The 17,925-nt window shown below is 36.4% G+C and carries 18 protein-coding genes and 2 riboswitches; of the genes, 4 read left to right on the top strand and 14 right to left on the bottom strand.

From position 1 onward, the window contains the following. Nucleotides 1-122: 122 nt before the first annotated feature. Nucleotides 123-233: riboswitch (SAM riboswitch) on the bottom strand. A 201-nt stretch (nucleotides 234-434) separates the two neighbouring features. After that, nucleotides 435-554, top strand: a riboswitch (SAM riboswitch). Between the two features lie 74 nt (nucleotides 555-628). Then, complete coding sequence (locus tag WAZ07_RS02950) at nucleotides 629-1,741, top strand: methionine biosynthesis PLP-dependent protein (protein ID WP_336471244.1); 1,113 nt, start codon at nucleotides 629-631, stop codon at nucleotides 1,739-1,741. Next, nucleotides 1,738-2,916 (top strand): cystathionine beta-lyase, encoded by a 1,179-nt coding sequence (metC, locus tag WAZ07_RS02945; RefSeq protein WP_336471243.1) that lies wholly within the window; start codon nucleotides 1,738-1,740, stop codon nucleotides 2,914-2,916. Before WAZ07_RS02950 ends, metC begins: the two co-directional genes overlap by 4 nt. Before the next feature lie 273 nt (nucleotides 2,917-3,189). Here metC and WAZ07_RS02940 read toward each other — a convergent pair whose 3' ends face one another. Together WAZ07_RS02940 and WAZ07_RS02935 are read right to left on the bottom strand one after the other, a co-directional pair. Beyond that, on the bottom strand, nucleotides 3,190-3,969 hold the full coding sequence (locus tag WAZ07_RS02940) for a class I SAM-dependent methyltransferase (protein ID WP_336471242.1): 780 nt from the start codon (nucleotides 3,967-3,969) through the stop codon (nucleotides 3,190-3,192). A 13-nt stretch (nucleotides 3,970-3,982) separates the two neighbouring features. Then, nucleotides 3,983-4,828: an MBL fold metallo-hydrolase gene (locus tag WAZ07_RS02935; protein ID WP_336471241.1), complete on the bottom strand. Its 846-nt coding sequence runs from the start codon at nucleotides 4,826-4,828 to the stop codon at nucleotides 3,983-3,985. A 356-nt stretch (nucleotides 4,829-5,184) separates the two neighbouring features. Here WAZ07_RS02935 and WAZ07_RS02930 point away from each other — a divergent pair, with 356 nt between their 5' ends. Continuing rightward, a complete protein-coding gene (locus tag WAZ07_RS02930; RefSeq protein WP_020062633.1) occupies nucleotides 5,185-5,475 on the top strand; it encodes an ArsR/SmtB family transcription factor in 291 nt (96 codons plus the stop codon). Between the two features lie 157 nt (nucleotides 5,476-5,632). On the opposite strand, the gene WAZ07_RS02925 is transcribed toward WAZ07_RS02930, so the two are convergent. Together WAZ07_RS02925 and WAZ07_RS02920 are read right to left on the bottom strand one after the other, a co-directional pair. Next, nucleotides 5,633-6,748 carry a class I SAM-dependent methyltransferase gene (locus tag WAZ07_RS02925; protein ID WP_336471240.1) on the bottom strand — a complete coding sequence of 372 codons (1,116 nt, stop codon included), beginning with the start codon at nucleotides 6,746-6,748 and terminating at the stop codon, nucleotides 5,633-5,635. Nucleotides 6,749-6,759: 11 nt separating this feature from the next. Then, entirely contained in the window at nucleotides 6,760-7,389 is a 630-nt protein-coding gene (locus tag WAZ07_RS02920; protein WP_336471239.1) for an MBL fold metallo-hydrolase, read from the bottom strand. A gap of 164 nt (nucleotides 7,390-7,553) precedes the next feature. On the opposite strand from WAZ07_RS02920, the gene WAZ07_RS02915 reads away from it, so the two are divergent. After that, a complete protein-coding gene (locus tag WAZ07_RS02915; protein WP_090913764.1) occupies nucleotides 7,554-7,727 on the top strand; it encodes a DUF2759 domain-containing protein in 174 nt (57 codons plus the stop codon). Between the two features lie 388 nt (nucleotides 7,728-8,115). Here the strand turns inward: WAZ07_RS02915 and WAZ07_RS02910 are convergent, their stop codons facing one another. The 10 genes from WAZ07_RS02910 to pstC form a co-directional block, all read right to left on the bottom strand. Beyond that, nucleotides 8,116-9,093, bottom strand: coding sequence for an ROK family glucokinase (locus WAZ07_RS02910; protein WP_336471238.1), 978 nt, complete (start codon nucleotides 9,091-9,093; stop codon nucleotides 8,116-8,118). A 206-nt stretch (nucleotides 9,094-9,299) separates the two neighbouring features. Further along, nucleotides 9,300-9,506, bottom strand: a complete 207-nt coding sequence (locus tag WAZ07_RS02905) for a YqgQ family protein (protein WP_336471237.1) — start codon at nucleotides 9,504-9,506, stop codon at nucleotides 9,300-9,302. A 113-nt stretch (nucleotides 9,507-9,619) separates the two neighbouring features. Beyond that, entirely contained in the window at nucleotides 9,620-10,189 is a 570-nt protein-coding gene (locus WAZ07_RS02900; RefSeq protein ID WP_336471236.1) for a 5-formyltetrahydrofolate cyclo-ligase, read from the bottom strand. A 51-nt stretch (nucleotides 10,190-10,240) separates the two neighbouring features. Beyond that, on the bottom strand, nucleotides 10,241-10,390 hold the full coding sequence (rpmG, locus tag WAZ07_RS02895; RefSeq protein WP_012095458.1) for a 50S ribosomal protein L33: 150 nt from the start codon (nucleotides 10,388-10,390) through the stop codon (nucleotides 10,241-10,243). 70 nt (nucleotides 10,391-10,460) lie between these two features. Next, a complete protein-coding gene (locus tag WAZ07_RS02890; RefSeq protein WP_336471235.1) occupies nucleotides 10,461-12,818 on the bottom strand; it encodes a sugar phosphate nucleotidyltransferase in 2,358 nt (785 codons plus the stop codon). A 6-nt stretch (nucleotides 12,819-12,824) separates the two neighbouring features. Further along, on the bottom strand, nucleotides 12,825-14,066 hold the full coding sequence (locus WAZ07_RS02885; protein WP_336471234.1) for a glycosyltransferase family 4 protein: 1,242 nt from the start codon (nucleotides 14,064-14,066) through the stop codon (nucleotides 12,825-12,827). A 304-nt stretch (nucleotides 14,067-14,370) separates the two neighbouring features. Then, the gene (gene phoU / locus WAZ07_RS02880) at nucleotides 14,371-15,027 is read right to left on the bottom strand and encodes a phosphate signaling complex protein PhoU (RefSeq protein WP_336471233.1); all 657 of its coding nucleotides are present in this window, start codon (nucleotides 15,025-15,027) and stop codon (nucleotides 14,371-14,373) included. 233 nt (nucleotides 15,028-15,260) lie between these two features. Next, entirely contained in the window at nucleotides 15,261-16,076 is an 816-nt protein-coding gene (pstB, locus tag WAZ07_RS02875) for a phosphate ABC transporter ATP-binding protein (protein ID WP_336471232.1), read from the bottom strand. A gap of 29 nt (nucleotides 16,077-16,105) precedes the next feature. Next, entirely contained in the window at nucleotides 16,106-16,972 is an 867-nt protein-coding gene (pstA, locus tag WAZ07_RS02870) for a phosphate ABC transporter permease PstA (RefSeq protein WP_336471231.1), read from the bottom strand. A gap of 1 nt (nucleotide 16,973) precedes the next feature. After that, nucleotides 16,974-17,924, bottom strand: a complete 951-nt coding sequence (gene pstC / locus WAZ07_RS02865; RefSeq protein ID WP_090913751.1) for a phosphate ABC transporter permease subunit PstC — start codon at nucleotides 17,922-17,924, stop codon at nucleotides 16,974-16,976. Between the last annotated feature and the right edge of the window lies 1 nt (nucleotide 17,925).

The raw sequence follows: 17,925 nt of genomic DNA, 5'->3' as shown, positions 1-17,925 counted from the left end.
TTCTTTTCAATATATATAAAGTGAAACTTTAATCAGTGGGGGTTTTTATGTCGTTTTTTAATTTGTATTTATATAAAAAACCCCCCTCTTCATTGAGAAGAGGGGGACAGCATTTTATCCTCCTCTTATCATTCAGAACAATTTGTTCTGCAGGTCTTAGCACCGTTTCAAACATATTGCTTGAAGGTTGCTGGGTTTCACAGGGCCTTTCCCTCCACCACTCTTAATAAGAGTTTCATTCGATTATAATTACAAAAAGTAAACATTATCCGTTCACTTATTAACAATCTTTGTTAATTTTTTCACTAATTTAGCATGTTAAAATACGAAAGTCAATGAAAATAAAGAAAAATAAAATTATTCAAAATATAGTTGCGTTTCTTTCTAAATTTGTTGTAAAGTAAAAAACATAATCAAAAACTTCATATTTCGAATTCTTATCGAGAGAGGTCGAGGGACTGGCCCAATGACGCCTCAGCAACCATTAACAAGCTTTTTATTTGTTAATAAGGTGCTAATTCCAGCAAATTGAGAAATGATTTGACAGATAAGAAGAAGACTATATTTCCCGTATATAAGCCTTCTTCTTAGAAGGCTTTTTTATTTTGTACTAGGGAGGAATTCTATTATGTCTACAATGGAAACAAAGCTTGCCCAAATTGGAAATCGCAGTGAAACAATAACTGGAGCGGTCAACCCACCCGTTTACTTTTCCACTGCTTATCGCCACGAAGGAATTGGAAAGTCAACAGGGTTTGATTATTCCCGAACTGGAAACCCAACACGCCTTCTATTAGAACGCGCGATCGCTGACTTAGAACATGGCGAGCAAGGCTATGCCTGTAGCTCAGGAATGGCTGCTGTTCTTCTTGTCCTTTCACTATTTCGCTCTGGTGACGAACTAATTGTATCTGAAGATTTATACGGCGGAACATATCGGTTATTTACAGAACACGAGCAAAAATGGGATGTTCGATGTAGATATATAGATACACAACATATAGAAGAAATTGAAAAAGCAATTTCACCGAAAACAAAAGCCATTTTCATAGAAACACCAACAAATCCACTTATGCAAATAATGGACATTGCCGCAGTTGCTGCCATTGCAAAACGTCACGACTTGCTCCTTATTGTCGATAACACATTTTACACACCCTATTTGCAACAACCATTAACAACAGGTGCCGACATTGTCCTGCATAGCGCTACAAAGTATTTAGGCGGTCATAATGATGTATTAAGCGGACTCGTTGTTGCAAAAGGGGCAAAATTATGCGAAGAACTCGCTTACTATCACAATGCATCTGGAGCGGTGTTAAATCCATTTGATTCTTGGCTTTTAATACGCGGCATGAAAACATTAGCGCTGCGCATGAGGCAGCATGAAGAGAACGCAAAAGCAATTGTTTCCTATTTACAAGAAGAAGAAGCCATAACCGATGTGTATTATCCAGGAAAAGGCGGTATGATCTCTTTTAAACTACGAGAAGAAGCGTGGATTGATCCATTCTTACAATCGCTTTCTCTTATTACGTTTGCAGAAAGTCTTGGCGGTGTAGAAAGCTTTATTACATACCCCGCAACACAAACACATGCCGATATACCAGAAGATATTCGCATAGCACGAGGCGTTTGTAATCGTCTGCTGCGCTTCTCCGTAGGAATTGAAAACCAAGATGATTTAATTCAAGACTTACAGCAAACTTTAAAACAAGTAAAAGAAGGAGTGAGAATATGAGTTATTCCCTAGATACGCTTTTACTTCATAATCGTTTTAAGCATGACAAACAAACAGGTGCTGTAAATGTTCCTGTTTACAATACATCTACATTTCATCAATTTGATGTAGATTCATTTGGAAAATATGATTATAGTCGTTCTGGAAATCCAACACGCGAAGCTCTCGAGGAACTAATCGCTTTACTAGAAGGCGGAAGCAAAGGATTTGCCTTTTCATCTGGCATGGCTGCTATTTCAACTGCTTTTCTTCTTTTATCTCAAGGAGACCATGTCCTTATTTCTGAAGACGTGTACGGAGGTACATACCGAATTATAACGGAAGTTCTCTCTCGTTACGGCGTTTCACACACATTCGTTGACATGACAAATTTAGAAGAGGTAGAACAAAATATTCGTCCCAATACAAAAGTTTTTTACGTTGAAACACCGTCAAATCCATTATTAAAAGTAACAAATATTAGAGCCGTTTGTGAACTTGCAAAATCTGCCCATGCACTCACTTTTGTTGATAATACATTTTTAACACCCCTTTACCAAAAACCAATAGAACTTGGGGCTGATATCGTTCTCCATAGCGCAACAAAATTTCTTGCAGGTCATAGTGATGTTACTGCCGGATTAGCAATCGTAAAAGATGAAGAACTCGCACAAAAAGTTGGATTTTTACAAAATTCTTTTGGAGCTATATTAGGACCACAAGATTGCTCCCTTGTCCTTCGCGGTTTAAAAACATTGCACGTTCGCTTAGAGCACTCTTCACGAAACGCTGAAAAAATCGCCTGTTATTTACAGCAGCATCCCAAAATTAAAGATATCTATTATCCTGGGTTACCATCACACCCCGGATATGAAACGCAGCACAATCAAGCAAAATCAGCAGGAGCGGTCCTTTCCTTTACACTAGAATCTGAAAATGCATTACGACAATTTCTAGCACACATTCAACTTCCCGTATTCGCAGTTAGTTTAGGAGCTGTTGAATCGATTCTTTCGTATCCAGCAAAAATGTCACACGCTGCGATGTCACAAGCAGAACGTGAAAAACGAGGAATTTCAAATGCACTGCTGCGCTTATCTGTTGGATTAGAAAACGCAGATGATTTAATTGCGGACTTTGAGCATGCGCTTACGTATGTAGAAGAAGTCGTTATCTCTAAAAAAGGAGTCAACTAGAGAATTATATAAATACAAATTAAAAAACCGACATAAAAACCTTTTTCTTTTTAGGCGGGCGAGGGCATCTAGCCCCGCATAGTAGCGGTCATGTTTTTTTCTGCATAACAGGAATTTACTTGCTAAAAAATGAAAACAGTAAGTATTGGTCTTTTGAAAAAGAATTATCGACTCAAAAGTTCCTTCAGAAGACTGAAGGAACTTTTCTCACATAATTCTCGTTAGTGGAAATAGAAGATGAAAGTTCATCTAGCCTTAAGCAAATTCTCCTTTTTACTTCTTACAAACAAAAATCATCTCTGCCCCATCTTCAATAGAGCTACCATCATAATTCCCATATTGCTCAGCGATTGTAAAGCCAGCAGCCTGAATCATATCCGTTATTTGTTCATAGTAGTAATATTTTAGAGACAACTGTTCTCTTAATTCTTCTTTTGTTCCGTTCTCATGTGTAATCCGAAATATATATTCAGGGTAAATAATTTGATGTTCCACATCAATTGCTTTGGCAATATGAGATTTTTGAATTGTACTTCCTGTTTGCGGATCTATCTTCTCCCATTGAATCTTTTCAGGTTGAATCCAAGTTTCATCTAATTGCTTAAAAGGGCGAAATACATTGAAAATAAATTCTCCATCAGCTTTAAGATGGTGATACACTGTTTTTAAACATTCTATTTGGTCTTCTTTTTTGAGAAGTGCTTGATATGAAATACCCGGAATTAAAATTAAATTATAGCTCTTATTCATAACAAAATTCGTCATACTTGCTTGTTGAAGATGAACATTCTTCTGAATTTCATTAGACAGTGTGTGTAGCTTTTCTTTAAGTAAATGTAGCATATATTCGGATAAATCAATTCCCCATACCGAAAAACCCGCTTGAGCTAAGGGCAAAGTAATTCTTCCTGTCCCACAAGCAATTTCTAAAATATCACCTGATAATTTAGAAGCTCTTTCAAGATAAAATGATAATTCCCCACAATCTTTCCTTTCTTCTAAATCATAAAATCTAGCTGTGTTTCCATATAGATTCCCTTTTGTTACAGCCATGTATTTTTCCCCGCTATACATCGATTTTCATCGTATCGTAAGCAAACGTTATATTCATACCTTTTGCTCGTAATTCAGCTTCAATTTCTTTCAATTCGTCATATCCGAGATTGTCTACTTCTTCAATGTGCGTAATAATTGTATGTTTTGCTCGTAATCGTTTCGCCACTTCTAGCGTATCTTCAAACGTCGCCTCGCGTATGCGTTCAATAAAGGCACGGTCTCTTATTTGCTCTTTCGTCTTCCAATCAAACTCAGCAATTCCCATCGGTAAAATAGCTACATCTAAGTTACCAATTAAATGAGTAGGTGGCTCCCATTTATATAATTCATCCATGGCAATAAGTACTCGCTTTTCTTTTTCTTCTAATAAGAATGCATAGACATATTGTTCATATAAACGAAATGGCGTAACTTTTACTTTATTTTTCACGAAGGATTGCCCATCTCGTAATACAATTAAATCAATCCATCTTTGCTGCTGCATAAATTGCAGATGGTCCCACGATCCTAAAAATTGTTTCATATCTTCCGCTACTTGCTCTGGTACATATACTGCAGTGCCCCAACCTTTGTTCGTTTCAAACGCCATCGTTTCCCAAATTCTCCGGCCCATTGTATGGTCTGGGTGCCAATGAGAGTATATCCCGGCTTCTACTTTCAAAATTTGAGATCGCTCCAATTGCAAGCGTATTTCCTCTGGAGTATCAATTAATAAGCTGAGATCGTGAATAAAAACACTTGGTCCCATTCTACTATATGGTAAACCTTCCTCTCTCGCTTCTTTACTTACTTTGCTATAACTCCCTGGCCTTGGAGTTGGTGTAGCACCGCCTGTTCCTAAAAATTCTATTCTCATGATTATCCCTTCTTTCTATCTCTATTAATTTCCAGATTAAGATATACAACTCCTCTTAAATTATCGAAAAATTTTTTCATTTTCATTATTGAAAGAAAAATAAAATATGGTAAAATTGTAATATAAATGTAAACGTTTTTTTATCGAGAACAAAAATATTCATTATTGCAATCTATAAGCACTGGTTTATCTTAATGGAAATATGTCTAGATTTACCCAATTTATTTACATCACGGTCTCTTTTCTTACAATTTCTTTACTTTAGAGCATTTTTTTTGCAACAACTATTCTCTTTGGTTTAGAATTTTGTTATGTATAGTATGGGTATAATAAGCACACATGGAGGTGGAGAAAAGATGTTAGAAACCTTTCAACAGGAATTAGAATTATATGAAAACAATGCGGAATTATTAAAAGTACTTGCTCATCCAGTTCGTTTATGTATTGTAAAAGGATTGATTGAGCGAGGGCCAAGTAACGTTTCTACAATGTATACAGGCTTAAACATGCCCCAATCTACAATTTCTCAGCATTTAGCGAAGTTAAAAAGCGCTAAAATTGTTTCAAGTGAAAGAAAAGGATTGGAAATTTACTACAAAGTAGAAAATGAAACAATTATCCAATTAGTTCGTGTATTACTAGGTTAGGTGCATTCAAATAAACAAAAGGTGTATTATGTATGTATTTTTCATCTCATATCTTTAATATAAATATATATCATGAGGTGAAATATAAACATACTCCTAAACAAAATGTCGTATTTACCTATAAAATGAGGCGCAGTATTTTATACTGCGCCTTGTTTTATGAAAAGATATGCAAATAATGATCTAAATTAAATTGAGGCAACCCTTTTTGCTGAATGACAACATCAAAAGCATCGCTTATTCCACCTTGTAAAATCATAGAATGAATCGCACGGTTTTTCTTTTGATTATCAGAAAATGGGTTACGATCTTCATGATTAACAAGTTGTTCTAAAATTCCTGCGGCAAGCAAAAATTCTCTTTGTTTCGTATGCCATACTGTTTGTAAGCCTTGTTCTTCGCAGGCAATCTTCAATGAATCCCAATGAATATGAGTTGTTATATCCATCTCTCCTGGAAATTGAAGAGGGTTACGAATCATTTGATGCTCATAATAACTTCGTAAACTTCCTTCACGACGAGCTGGGTGCATCCATTCTTCATTTGTATATCCATAATCGATTGTTATAAGTAAGCCTTCTTGTAACCATCTTGTGAGCTGTTTTACATAAACATTCATTTGTAATGGTACTTCAAATCGCTGTCCTTCATACAATTGAATTTGGTGTCTTTGTAAATAGCTTATAATCTGTTCATCATCTAACGGGCGCAATACTTCAATAAGTCCGCCTTCACTGTTATACTTTATGCGTACTTCATATAACACGCCTTCCCGCTTCTCAATTACTTCAACAGGAAACGCATCAAACAACTCGTTTGAAAAAACAATTCCTGTAAAAGCGGCATCCAATTCATCATAGGATGCATATTGCGAAACGTTTGCAAAAGAAATAAGCTGCTGTTTTTGCAACCTTCTATGAAATGGACTCACTTCTATAATAGAATATTGCATGTTTACAAACGTTTCAGGGGATATCGTTTGCCACTCTTGCAACACATCGTATGCAAACCTCCCTGTTCCACCACCAATTTCACATATATGGGGTGAAATAACTTCTCCTTTTACAAGCCGAATAAAAAAATGAGCAAATGTTTTTGCGTAAACAGAGGACACATTACTACTTGTAAAGAAGTCTCCTTGCCTGCCAATTTTTTCACGTTCTTTCATATAATAGCCGTTATTTACGTCATATAAAGCAAGGCTCATATATGTACTATAAGAAATAGACTGGTCTTTTTCTTTTTCCATCGCTTGTTTTAGAACGTGCTTCATCGCCGTTCCCCTTATTGTAAAAATGGATTATTTTCTTTTTCAAAGCCTATGGTTGTTTCTGAACCATGCCCACATAACACGCTTGTATCATCGGGTAATACAAATAACTTCTCCTCAATACTCATGATTAATTCTTGGAAGCTACCTCCTGGTAAATCAGTGCGCCCAATGCTCATTTGAAATAAAACATCCCCTGAAACTACAGCGTTTGCCTCTTTGCAATAGTACGACATACTTCCTGGTGAATGCCCCGGCGTTTCAAACATATCAAACGTAAACGAACCAATTGTTAATGTTCCTTCTCCCTCAATGATGTGATCCGCAGGTTTTGCCGTAATACTACGATTCATCATAAAAATTTGTGAACCATTAACAGTAGCATCTCCTAACCAATCCGCTTCTTCTTGATGAACATATACTGGAACTTGAAAAGCAGTACGTACTTCATCCACTGCACCAATATGATCGAAATGTGCATGTGTTAATAAAATAGCTAATGGTTTTAATTGTTCTTGTTTTACATAATTTATAAGTTTTTCTCCTTCATTACCTGGGTCAAAAATAATACATTCTTTTTGATCGTTACTTAAAATATATGCATTTGTTTGTAGTGGTCCTAATGGCATTTGAATCCAATTCATCCTTAATCTCCTCCAGTCATGACACTCACTTTCATCATACAACATTTTCTTCTTATAAGAAACGAAACGATACCTCGACAACTATATAGAAAACATGTACAATAAAAAATGAAAAAATATTACAAAAACTCAGACAAAAAACGAGAGAGTAGAGGAGGATATGTATGGGTCTTGTTATTATTTTTGCGTTAGTCACTCTGTTAGCTGTATACTCTTCTCTTAAAACGTTGCGAGACAAGAACCTTCTTGCTGGAGGCTTTTCCCTTGCAACTGTACTTGTTTTCGGGTGGTTTACAGTCATGACAGTGCTAAACAATGGCTATCCACCAACACATTAAGCAATTGTTTACAATCTCTACATACATCATGATTTCTAGCATATGAAAAAGGAAGGGTTTTCCCTTCCTTTTTCTTTTCTTGCTCATCTTCTACAAATATAAAGTGAAACTTCCATCAGTGGAGAGTTTTTTTCATCTCCCACTGATGGAAAGCCCTCACCAATCGGGCTTTTACGGGCAGTTATCCCCCACCTATCTTCTTTAGAAAGGCGGAAGCGGCTCGCTCAGAATCGTAGGACGCCCACGCCCCTGACAAAGAGGTGCTTTTTGCCTCGTCTGAGGGGGCGAAACGACCGGAGATTCTAGCCGCTAGAGCTGGACAATGCTTTCTCTGAATCTTGAGGTGGGGGTCTTACTGCCCGTTAATGCGGGATAAAGCTTTATTTTATTACTTTGCTTCATAAATATACTTTTTCACAAGCCATGCTCCGCCAATTACCCCAGCATCATTACCAAGTGTCGCAATTGCTAGTTTTGTACTTTTAACAGCACGTGAAAATGCATATTGTTCAAAATAACGTTGAATTGGTTGTAACAATGCATCACCTGCTTTTGATACACCACCGCCAATAACAATTTTCTCTGGATTTAATGTACTAGATAAATTTGCTACTGCTAGCCCTAAATACGAAGCAACCTTTTCGACTACCGTTTTTGCTAATGCATCACCTTGTGCAAGTGCGTCAAACACATCTTTAGATGTAATCTGTCCTTCTTGTTCTAACACCCTACGTAATACACTATCCTCATCTGTTTCCTGCATGTTTTGCATTGCAACCCGTACAATACCAGTTGCAGAAGAAACTGTTTCTAAGCATCCTGATTTTCCACAGTTACAAGCAAAACCATTTTCCGTTACAACTGTAATATGACCAATTTCGCCAGCCGCTCCGCTTACACCATGGACAATTTCACCGTTTACGATAACGCCGCCACCAACACCCGTTCCAAGCGTCATACAAATAATATCTTTTGAACCTTCCCCAGCACCCTTCCACATTTCTCCAAGCGCTGCAATATTCGCATCATTATCAACGACAACTGGTAAACCCGTTTCTACTTCTAATAAATCTTTAAGAGGATAGTTTTTCCACCCTAAGTTTACTGCTTCATAAATCATTCCAGAAGCACCGTGAACCGGCCCCGGGGCACCCATCCCAATTCCAGCCAGTTTGCTTTTTAACTCACCTAATTCTTGTAACTTTTTATCAATTGCTTTTGCAATATCAAGTGTAATATGTTTTCCTTGTTCACTTGTATTCGTTGGGATTTCCCATTTATGTATAAACTCACCATAAATATTAATGAATGCTAATTTAATTGTTGTTCCACCAAGATCAACACCAACCAACCATTTCTCTTCCATGTCATTCTCCTTCTTTCCTCTGTTTCTCCAGCCATTCGCTAATCAAACATTTTAATTTCTCAACATATAAACCACTGCTATACAGAACAAAAAGTAATCTACACTCATTTTCTCTCTTTGTTTTCGTATGGCACATGGCAGGAAAGGGATTTGACCGCTTCTATGCATGGCCAGATGCTCTCGCCCGCCTTAAGAAAGTTGTTTTTTCAATTTGTATCTACATGTATTTCTTTTTGAATTTCTTGCTTTAATAAAAACAAGGCAGTTTGATAATCTTTCGGTTCAATAAGCTGTGATTTATATAATTCACGAAGCTCATCGCCCATTAATTGTAAATCTGCAACACGATTTCCTGTATAAATAATCGTTCCAAATTGCTTTAATAATTGTTGAATATCATAAATAGATTTCATTTTTTCACCCTCTAAATGTCTACTTACTATAAAAACATAATAAGAAAACGTTCACATAGTTTATTATAATAAACATAAAAAAGAATCGTCAATTTATAATTTGCCTATATAAGTTATAAAATAGAAAACGTTTCTTTTTCTGTAATAATTTTCTGTACAGTCTTATCAAACGGTTCAACTGGAATATGAGAAACAATTTGAAAATCAAAAACTAATGATAGCGTTTTCCTTTTATAGTTCACAAGATAACGATCATAATATCCTCCGCCATACCCTACACGCTCTCCTTTTCGTGTAAAGGCAACACCTGGTACAAGAAGTAAATCTATCTCCTCTGCTAATACCTCTTCTGTCATAGACGGATCTGGCTCTCGTAAATTCATATAAACGGTTTCTAATTGTTCAAAACTTGTAATTTGATGGAATGTCATTGTTCTCGTTTCACGATTACATTTTGGAACAACAATTGCTTTTCCTTCTTCCCATGCTTTTTCAATAATTGCATATGTATTTACTTCGCGCTCCATAGAAAGTGTAATCCCAATTGTTTTAGCCTCAATCCATTCTCGTTGTTTATATAGAGAATCTGCAATTTTTTCTGATAAAGTCGTATACTGTTCTTCTGATAAAGCATTCATACGCTGTAATATTTCTGTTCGTAATCTTTTTTTCTCTTCTTTCATTTTGAATTCCCCCTATATACAAAAGAAACAGTAGGAAAATATTCCTACTGCTTACTTTGTTTCGCGGTGTAACGTAGACTTCTTGTCACGCTTGCAATATTTTTTAAGCTCAAGACGCTCAGCGTTGTTACGTTTGTTTTTCTTAGAGATATAGTTACGATCTCCGCATTCTGTACATGCTAGAGTAATATTCACACGCATTCTTATTTCCCTCCAGTCACTAATAACTTAAATCAGACTATACCATAATAACACTTTTAAAACAAAAATTCTACACCTTTTGATATTGTCTAATTTTTTCTATAAGATTATCCATATTCTCCTTTGCTATAACTGGATTTCTTGCATGGGAATACACGAGAAATTTCGGTTGATTTACATCCGAAACAATATAAGACCACTCTTCTTCTGCATGTGTAAACTTAATTCCTTCTAATACTTCAAACTCTCGCTGCGCCATATCTCGTAGCAACATTCCTAACACTTTTCCTTTCTCATTCCATGAACAAACTACTTCATCACACAATAAATAAAGTGGTGGGTATTGCTCTAACATCGCTGGCAATGTTTTCCCTTGAAGAACAATTAACTCCAATAATTTACCAACTCGAAATAAAATATCTTGCTGCCACCTCATTTGCAATAACTTCTTATTCTCATTATGCATATAAAAAAGAAGATAACATTCTCCTAATTTCAATGATAATGGATAGAAACATTCGTCTTTTTCAAACAATAAATTAGGAATATCAATCTCTTCACAATTTGTATTTTTGTAAATATTCCCATAAGCATCGTATAATTCAAATTCGTTCCCTTGCTCACGAAAGATAATAGCCATATCCGCTTGGCTCGATTTCATTAATGACTTGATGTGTTCTTTTTGCTCAGTGGCATATATCCACGTTACTGTACAGCCGATTTTCTGTAAAAATGAGAATAGCAAAGGCTGAAACATTTCATCCCACTTATTTATAAGAAGATGAAATTGTTGTTTTTTTATAGCAGGTACATCTATTAATTCCAAAGCAGATTCAATATACATTTCTGAACAAACATGTATGACTTCGTCATTCCCAATTTTTTTACAATCGACATATCGAAATGACTCTGCCATATACAAATTTTCGATTTCTTTTTGCTTTTTATACGTTAATCCCATTCCTTCTCCATTATAAAATTGAATAACAAGTTTCTCATCTTGCCCCTTATAAAAAAACACTCCGCCAACGACATTTGTTTGCTCGGTTGCATATCGGAAGCAAGATTCATTCATTTCTTGGCATTCCATTGTATGCACTCCCACTGTATGAACAGCATGTAAAAAAATATGTTTAAACATTTGTGCTTCTGCATGTGTACTGCTACCAATCAGCAAACTTTCTCCTTCTGCTAATAAAGAACCATATGCCATCGCCAATTTCACGACAACTTGTGGCGTAATATCTAAATTACTTCTACCGCAAATACGACTTTTCTGCAAAAAACACGAAATATTTTCATGTTCTGTAATTCCAGATGAAGCAATAATTGTACTGCTCTCAACTATCTTCTCTGGCCATACTTTCCCTTTCGTCTTAATCACTGCATTCTGACCAATTCGGCACTGATCAGCCACAACACTCTTTTCAAATAAAGTAACTCCATCTTCAATAATTGTACTGGCTCCAATTGTAGTTCCAATCAATTCGCATCGCTTTCCTACATACGTATGAGCAAGTAAAATACTTTTTTTAAGGCGAGTATATGCAGAAATTAAGCTATGCTTACCAATAATAGAATACGGTTCAATAATAACTCCTGTTTTCACTGTTGTTCCCTCACCAATAAAAGCAGGTCCGTGTATCTTTGTTCCCTTTTCAATTGTTACATCTTCTCCAATCCATACCATTGGTAACACTTCTGTATATGAAATAGGTACATGAACTTTCTTCGTAAGCAAGTCAAATTGAGCTTGGCGATATTGAGTAAACGTTCCAATATCAAGCCAATATCCATTCGCTACATATCCATACATTGCTTCTTTGTTTTCTAATAAAGGAAATACATGGTGACTAAAATCAAAAAACGTATGAGGTGTAATATAAGAAAAAATGTCGGGGTCCATGATATAAATACCGGTGTTTACTGTATTAGAAATTACTTCATTCCAACTTGGTTTTTCGATATATTTAATAATTTCATAATGCTGATTTGTAACAACTAATCCATAAGATGATGGATTAACTACTTCTTTCACAAACATCGTAACGATTCCACTATGACTATTATGAAAATCAATTCCTTTAGATAAATGAAAATCTGTTAGTGCATCTCCGCTAATTACAACAAATGGCTCATCTAAAAACTTCTCTGCTTGTTTTACACTTCCCGCCGTACCGAGAGGAGGAGTATCTTCAAAGTAATATAGTTTCACTCCCCACTTACTACCATCACCAAAATAATTTTGAATAACAGAACTCATATATTGAACAGTAATAGCAATTTCGCGAATACCATGCTGTTTCAGTAGTTCAATACTGTATTCCATCACTGGCTTTTGTAGTAGAGGTAACATGGGCTTTGGAAGGTTACATGTTAACGGACGTAAACGCGTCCCTTTCCCTCCAGCTAAAATAACCCCCTTCATCGGCATTCAACCTCCACATTTATGATGTTGAACTGCTTTTTCATACGTATGTGCGGTCGCTCTTGCAATTTCACTCCAATTATAGTGAACAAGAACATCTTCATATCCTTTATTTGCTGCGCACTGAGCAATTTCTGGTTGCTCTATAATACATATTAATTTCTCATTCAAACTTTGCGCACAGCCTGCTTTCATTAGAAATCCATTCACACCCTCTATAATAATCTCTTGCAGGCCGCCCACACGCGAAACTAAAACTGGTTTCTTTGCGAGCATTCCTTCTAACACAACAATTCCAAAAGGCTCATACAAGCTTGGAATCAACAATACATCACATCTTTGGAAAAACGCTCGTTGCTCTTCTTCCGTAATATGACCAAGAAAAAGAATAGAATGTTGCAGTCCTTTTCTCTGAACAACCGCACGGTACTGTTCTAACATAGTTCCTTGACCTGCAATAATAAATAAAACTTGCGGGTACCGCTGGGTAATATGTGGTGCTGCCTCAATAATGGTATAGAAACCCTTCTCATTCACAATACGACCAATTGAAAATACAACCAATCGATCCGATAAATGATAGCGCTTTGTGATTTCTAGTGAAGGCGTAACCGCATGAAAAAAATTACAATCAATTCCATTCGGATGTACTATAACGCCTTCACTATTTATTTCGAAATTCCGCATAACTTCACTCTTCATAAACTGACTACAAACAATTACAACATTAGATTCTTTTACTAGCTCTTTTTCATGCATATGTATTTTCCATTGCAATGATGTATAAATCCCGCTATTCCGTCCATGTTCCGTTGCATGCACTGTCGTAACAAGAGTTAACTGTTGCTTTTTTTGTAAATCCATAGCACAAATAGCAACAAGCCAATCATGAGCATGAATTACATCAAACACATAACCTTTACATAGCTCTTGTGTATAAGCAAGCATAGATTTGTTTAACGCAGCAATCCACTCATAAAAATGATACTTTTCACGATAATCAACTGAAACACGATGTACATGTACACCATGTACCTTTTCATATGTTGTACATTGCTCTTCGTGTACAGTTACTACATGCACGTCATGTCCATAATATGCAAGAGCTCGTGATAATTCATACACATGCCTTCCAAGACCACCTACCATCATCGGGGGATATTCCCATGCCAACATTAAAATACGCAAAGGCTCCATACATCCCTCTTTTCTCTTCATATAGAAGAATAAAGTGAAACTTCCTTTCATGAACGCCCTTCTCATGAAAGGTTAGTTGAACCAATCGGGCTCTTACGGATGGTTTGATTTTCTTCTTGCCTGTACTTCTTACCAGCCGTTTGAGCGGGGTAAAGTGAAACTTCCACGCATCATAAAAGTAAGCGTTTTCTTAAAATTGCATTATAATCCATCTTATCACCGCAACAAGAAAGTAACAATAATACTTTTTTGTAATATTTTGACTAAAAAAAGGGGAACGCTTTCGCATTCCTCTCGTAATAAGTTTTATCTCGCACCAACGGGCAGTAAGCCCCCCACTGACGGAATTTTCACTTTATTCATTTAACAAATAATGCTTTCCTTTTACAAGATAAAAAACATTTTCTGCAATATTTGTACCATGATCTGCTACTCGTTCAATATAACGTGCAATAAACGATAGCTGTGTGATTTGTCCAATCGCCTCTGGCTTATTTGGAATAGAAGAAATAAACTCACGAATTGCTTTCCCATACAGTTCATCGACTTCATCATCCATCTCAGCAATCTTTTTGGCATATGTTAAGTTTTCTTCTCTATAAGCTTGAATTACATTTTGTAACATATCTATTGAAATTTTAAACATACTTTCAAGGTTTTGTAATGAGACTGGTATCTCTTTTTCTCCAAGACGAATTGTTGCCTTAGCGATATTTACCGCGTGATCTGCAATACGTTCCAAATCTGTTGCCGTTTTAATCGAAACAAAAATTCTTCGTAAATCACTAGCAACCGGCTGTTGTTTCGTAATCAACATTAATGCAAAATCATTAACTTCTTCTTCCAAATTATCCATACGGTAATCACCATCGATTACCTCAATCGCCTTCTCTACATCTCTTGTGCGCAACCCTTCCATTGCAATTTCAAGAGCTTGTTTTGCTAATTCACCTAGTTCAATAACCTTTTGCTGTAATGTTTGTAAGTCATATTGAAATTGTTCGCGTACCATGTTGCTTCCTCCTTCAGCTGTTACACATGCACTCTCATATAAAATAAAGCATTAAATAAAGTGAAACTTCCGTCAGTTGGGGGTCTTCATCCCCCACTGACGGAAAGCCCTCACCAATCGGGCTTTTACGGGCAGTTATCCCCTCTCTGCTTCTCTCTGAATCTTGAGGTGGGGGTCTTACTGGCCGTTAATACGGGATAAAAAGACAAATTGGCCCCCCCAAGCAGATACTATTAACCGAAGCGTCCTGTAATGTAATCTTCTGTTCGTTTATCTGTTGGAGTTGTAAATAATTTATTTGTATCCGTATATTCCACAACTTCTCCACTTAAGAAGAAAGCAGTTTTATCAGAAATACGAGCTGCTTGTTGCATATTATGCGTAACTATAACAATACTAAAATCTTTCTTTAACTCCTGAATTAACTCTTCCACTTTTAACGTAGAAATTGGATCTAATGCTGATGTTGGTTCATCCATTAAAATGACATCTGGTTCAATTGCTAAGCAACGCGCAATACATAAACGTTGCTGCTGCCCACCGGATAATCCGTATGCATTATCATGTAATCTATCTTTCAATTCATCCCAAATCGCCGCACCGCGTAAACTTTTCTCAACAATTTCATCCAACGTTTTCTTATCGCGAATACCATGAATTTTCGGACCATATACAACATTTTCATAGATTGATTTTGGGAATGGATTTGGCTTCTGAAATACCATTCCAACATGCGTACGCAGTTCTTCAACAGGATAAGATTTATCAAAAATATTGCGATCGCGATACTCAATTACCCCTGTTGTCCGCACGATTGGTACTAGCTCAACCATACGATTTAATGTTTTTAAATACGTAGATTTTCCGCATCCACTTGGTCCAATAATCGCCGTCACTTCATTTTCATGAATGCTTAAATTAATATCTTTTAATGCATGGTCTTCCCCATACCATAAGTTTAAATTTTTCGTATCAAATACAACTTTTTTTGTTTGAGGTTCTGCCTTTTCTTCATTTTTCACCTGAACTTTTAATACTGTAGATACCATTTTGAAGATCCCCTTTCATCCATTCCTTCTTACTTACGATTTCTCAGCCATATTGCAAAAATATTGATAAGAAATAACAGCACTAATAACACAATAATTCCAGCTGCTGCTACATGTTGAAATTCCTCTTGCGGCCTATTCATCCAATTAAAGATTTGAATTGGTAAAACTGTAAATCTATCCATTACATCAAGCGGTACATAGTTTGCAAAAGCAAGTGCCCCAATGACAAGTAACGGGGCCGCTTCTCCAATCGCTCGTGATAACGCTAAAATACAACCTGTTAAAATCCCTGGCATTGCCGCTCTAATCACAACATGATACATCGTTTGCCACTTCGTTGCTCCTACTCCATAAGAAGCTTCTAGCAACGACTTTGGTACAGAGCGAAGCGCTTCTTGCGCTGCAACAACAACCGTTGGCAAGACGAGAAGACTCATCGTTAATGCGGCTGCCAATATGCTTTCTCCTAACTGTAAGCCATATACAAACATTGTTAATCCTAATAATCCAAAAACAACTGATGGTACTCCTGCCAACGTTTGAATGTTGACCTCAATTATTTTTGTAAACAATGATTGTTTTGCATAGTATTCTAAATATAGGGCTGTTCCTACTCCAAATAAAAAAGAAGTAGGAGCGACAACACTCATAAATAAAATCGTTCCCGATAAAGCTGCTGCAATTCCAGCTTGCTCTGGATTTCGTGATGCAAAACGGATTAAAAAATCAAATGAAATATATGTTATTCCTTGCTGAAAAATTTGATACAGCAAAAAAATTAATATACAAAGTGAAAATAACATCGCTATGCGAAATACAGTTCTATATACACGATCTTTCCAAAACCGAGCAGGCATATGTTCTTCTATGTTTCGCTCGTTTAGCATTCGCATATTATGTCGCCCCCTTAAAACGACGCATAATACGCTGTGCAATCATATTCATAATCAACGTAAAAATAAATAGCGTCGCTCCGACAGCATACATGCTGTAATAGGGCATTGTTCCATAAGGGGCATCTCCTAAGCTAACTTGCACAATATATGCTGTTAGCGTCTGTATAGACTGTGTCGGATTTAACGATAAACTCGGCGTCGATCCCCCCGCAATGACGACAATCATCGTTTCTCCAATCGCTCTTGAAGCAGCTAGCACAATTGCTGCTAAAACTCCAGTAAAAGCAGCTGGTAACACTATATGCTTTGTCGTTTCAAAACGAGTGGCGCCAATCGCAAAAGAAGCCTCTCTCACTTTATGAGGAACAGCACGCATCGCATCTTCACTAAGAGATGCAATCGTTGGAATCATCATAATGCCAATTACAATCCCCGGACTAAGCGCGTTAAAAAACTGTAAATTTGGAACGATGCGTTGCAAAATAGGTGTAACAACTGTTAAAGCAAAAAAACCGTATACAATTGTCGGAATCCCTGCCAATAACTCTAATGCTGGTTTTAACACCTTTCTTGCCGTATTAGACGCATATTCACTTAAAAACACTGCACAGCCTAATCCGATCGGAACGGCAACAATCATAGAGATAACAGTTACAAGCAATGTTCCATATATAAGTGGTAAAATACCAAACTTAGGATTTTCAAAAAAAGGAAGCCATTCTTTTTCTGTAAAAAAGGAAACTATTGATACCCTTTCAAAAAACATAAATGTTTCATTTGCCAAAGTTATAATAATCCCCATCGTTGTAACAATAGAGATACTGGCGATTAGTCGTAACACAAAAGGAACCATTTGATTGATTCGCTGTGCTTTCTTTCGTTTGCCTGTATTTCTTTCAATCAAATGTTGAACAGAAATCGTAACATGACTCTTTTTATTACGAGCCAAA

Origin of the sequence: Bacillus bruguierae (genome assembly GCF_037104725.1) — a bacterium.
GTDB lineage: Bacteria > Bacillota > Bacilli > Bacillales > Bacillaceae_G > Bacillus_A > Bacillus_A bruguierae.
This window is presented reverse-complemented; position numbering and strand designations above follow the sequence as displayed.

Coding starts and splice junctions, on each gene's coding strand:
- WAZ07_RS02925 (WP_336471240.1), bottom strand. CDS start 6,748: ATGAAGCACGTTCTAAAACAAGCGATGGAAAAAGAAAAAGACCAGTCT.
- WAZ07_RS02885 (WP_336471234.1), bottom strand. CDS start 14,066: ATGAAAGGAAGTTTCACTTTATTCTTCTATATGAAGAGAAAAGAGGGA.
- WAZ07_RS02915 (WP_090913764.1), top strand. CDS start 7,554: ATGGGTCTTGTTATTATTTTTGCGTTAGTCACTCTGTTAGCTGTATAC.
- rpmG (WP_012095458.1), bottom strand. CDS start 10,390: ATGCGTGTGAATATTACTCTAGCATGTACAGAATGCGGAGATCGTAAC.
- pstA (WP_336471231.1), bottom strand. CDS start 16,972: ATGCGAATGCTAAACGAGCGAAACATAGAAGAACATATGCCTGCTCGG.
- WAZ07_RS02920 (WP_336471239.1), bottom strand. CDS start 7,389: ATGAATTGGATTCAAATGCCATTAGGACCACTACAAACAAATGCATAT.
- WAZ07_RS02905 (WP_336471237.1), bottom strand. CDS start 9,506: ATGAAATCTATTTATGATATTCAACAATTATTAAAGCAATTTGGAACG.
- metC (WP_336471243.1), top strand. CDS start 1,738: ATGAGTTATTCCCTAGATACGCTTTTACTTCATAATCGTTTTAAGCAT.
- WAZ07_RS02900 (WP_336471236.1), bottom strand. CDS start 10,189: ATGAAAGAAGAGAAAAAAAGATTACGAACAGAAATATTACAGCGTATG.
- pstB (WP_336471232.1), bottom strand. CDS start 16,076: ATGGTATCTACAGTATTAAAAGTTCAGGTGAAAAATGAAGAAAAGGCA.
- WAZ07_RS02950 (WP_336471244.1), top strand. CDS start 629: ATGTCTACAATGGAAACAAAGCTTGCCCAAATTGGAAATCGCAGTGAA.
- WAZ07_RS02890 (WP_336471235.1), bottom strand. CDS start 12,818: ATGAAGGGGGTTATTTTAGCTGGAGGGAAAGGGACGCGTTTACGTCCG.
- WAZ07_RS02930 (WP_020062633.1), top strand. CDS start 5,185: ATGTTAGAAACCTTTCAACAGGAATTAGAATTATATGAAAACAATGCG.
- WAZ07_RS02940 (WP_336471242.1), bottom strand. CDS start 3,969: ATGGCTGTAACAAAAGGGAATCTATATGGAAACACAGCTAGATTTTAT.
- WAZ07_RS02910 (WP_336471238.1), bottom strand. CDS start 9,093: ATGGAAGAGAAATGGTTGGTTGGTGTTGATCTTGGTGGAACAACAATT.
- phoU (WP_336471233.1), bottom strand. CDS start 15,027: ATGGTACGCGAACAATTTCAATATGACTTACAAACATTACAGCAAAAG.
- WAZ07_RS02935 (WP_336471241.1), bottom strand. CDS start 4,828: ATGAGAATAGAATTTTTAGGAACAGGCGGTGCTACACCAACTCCAAGG.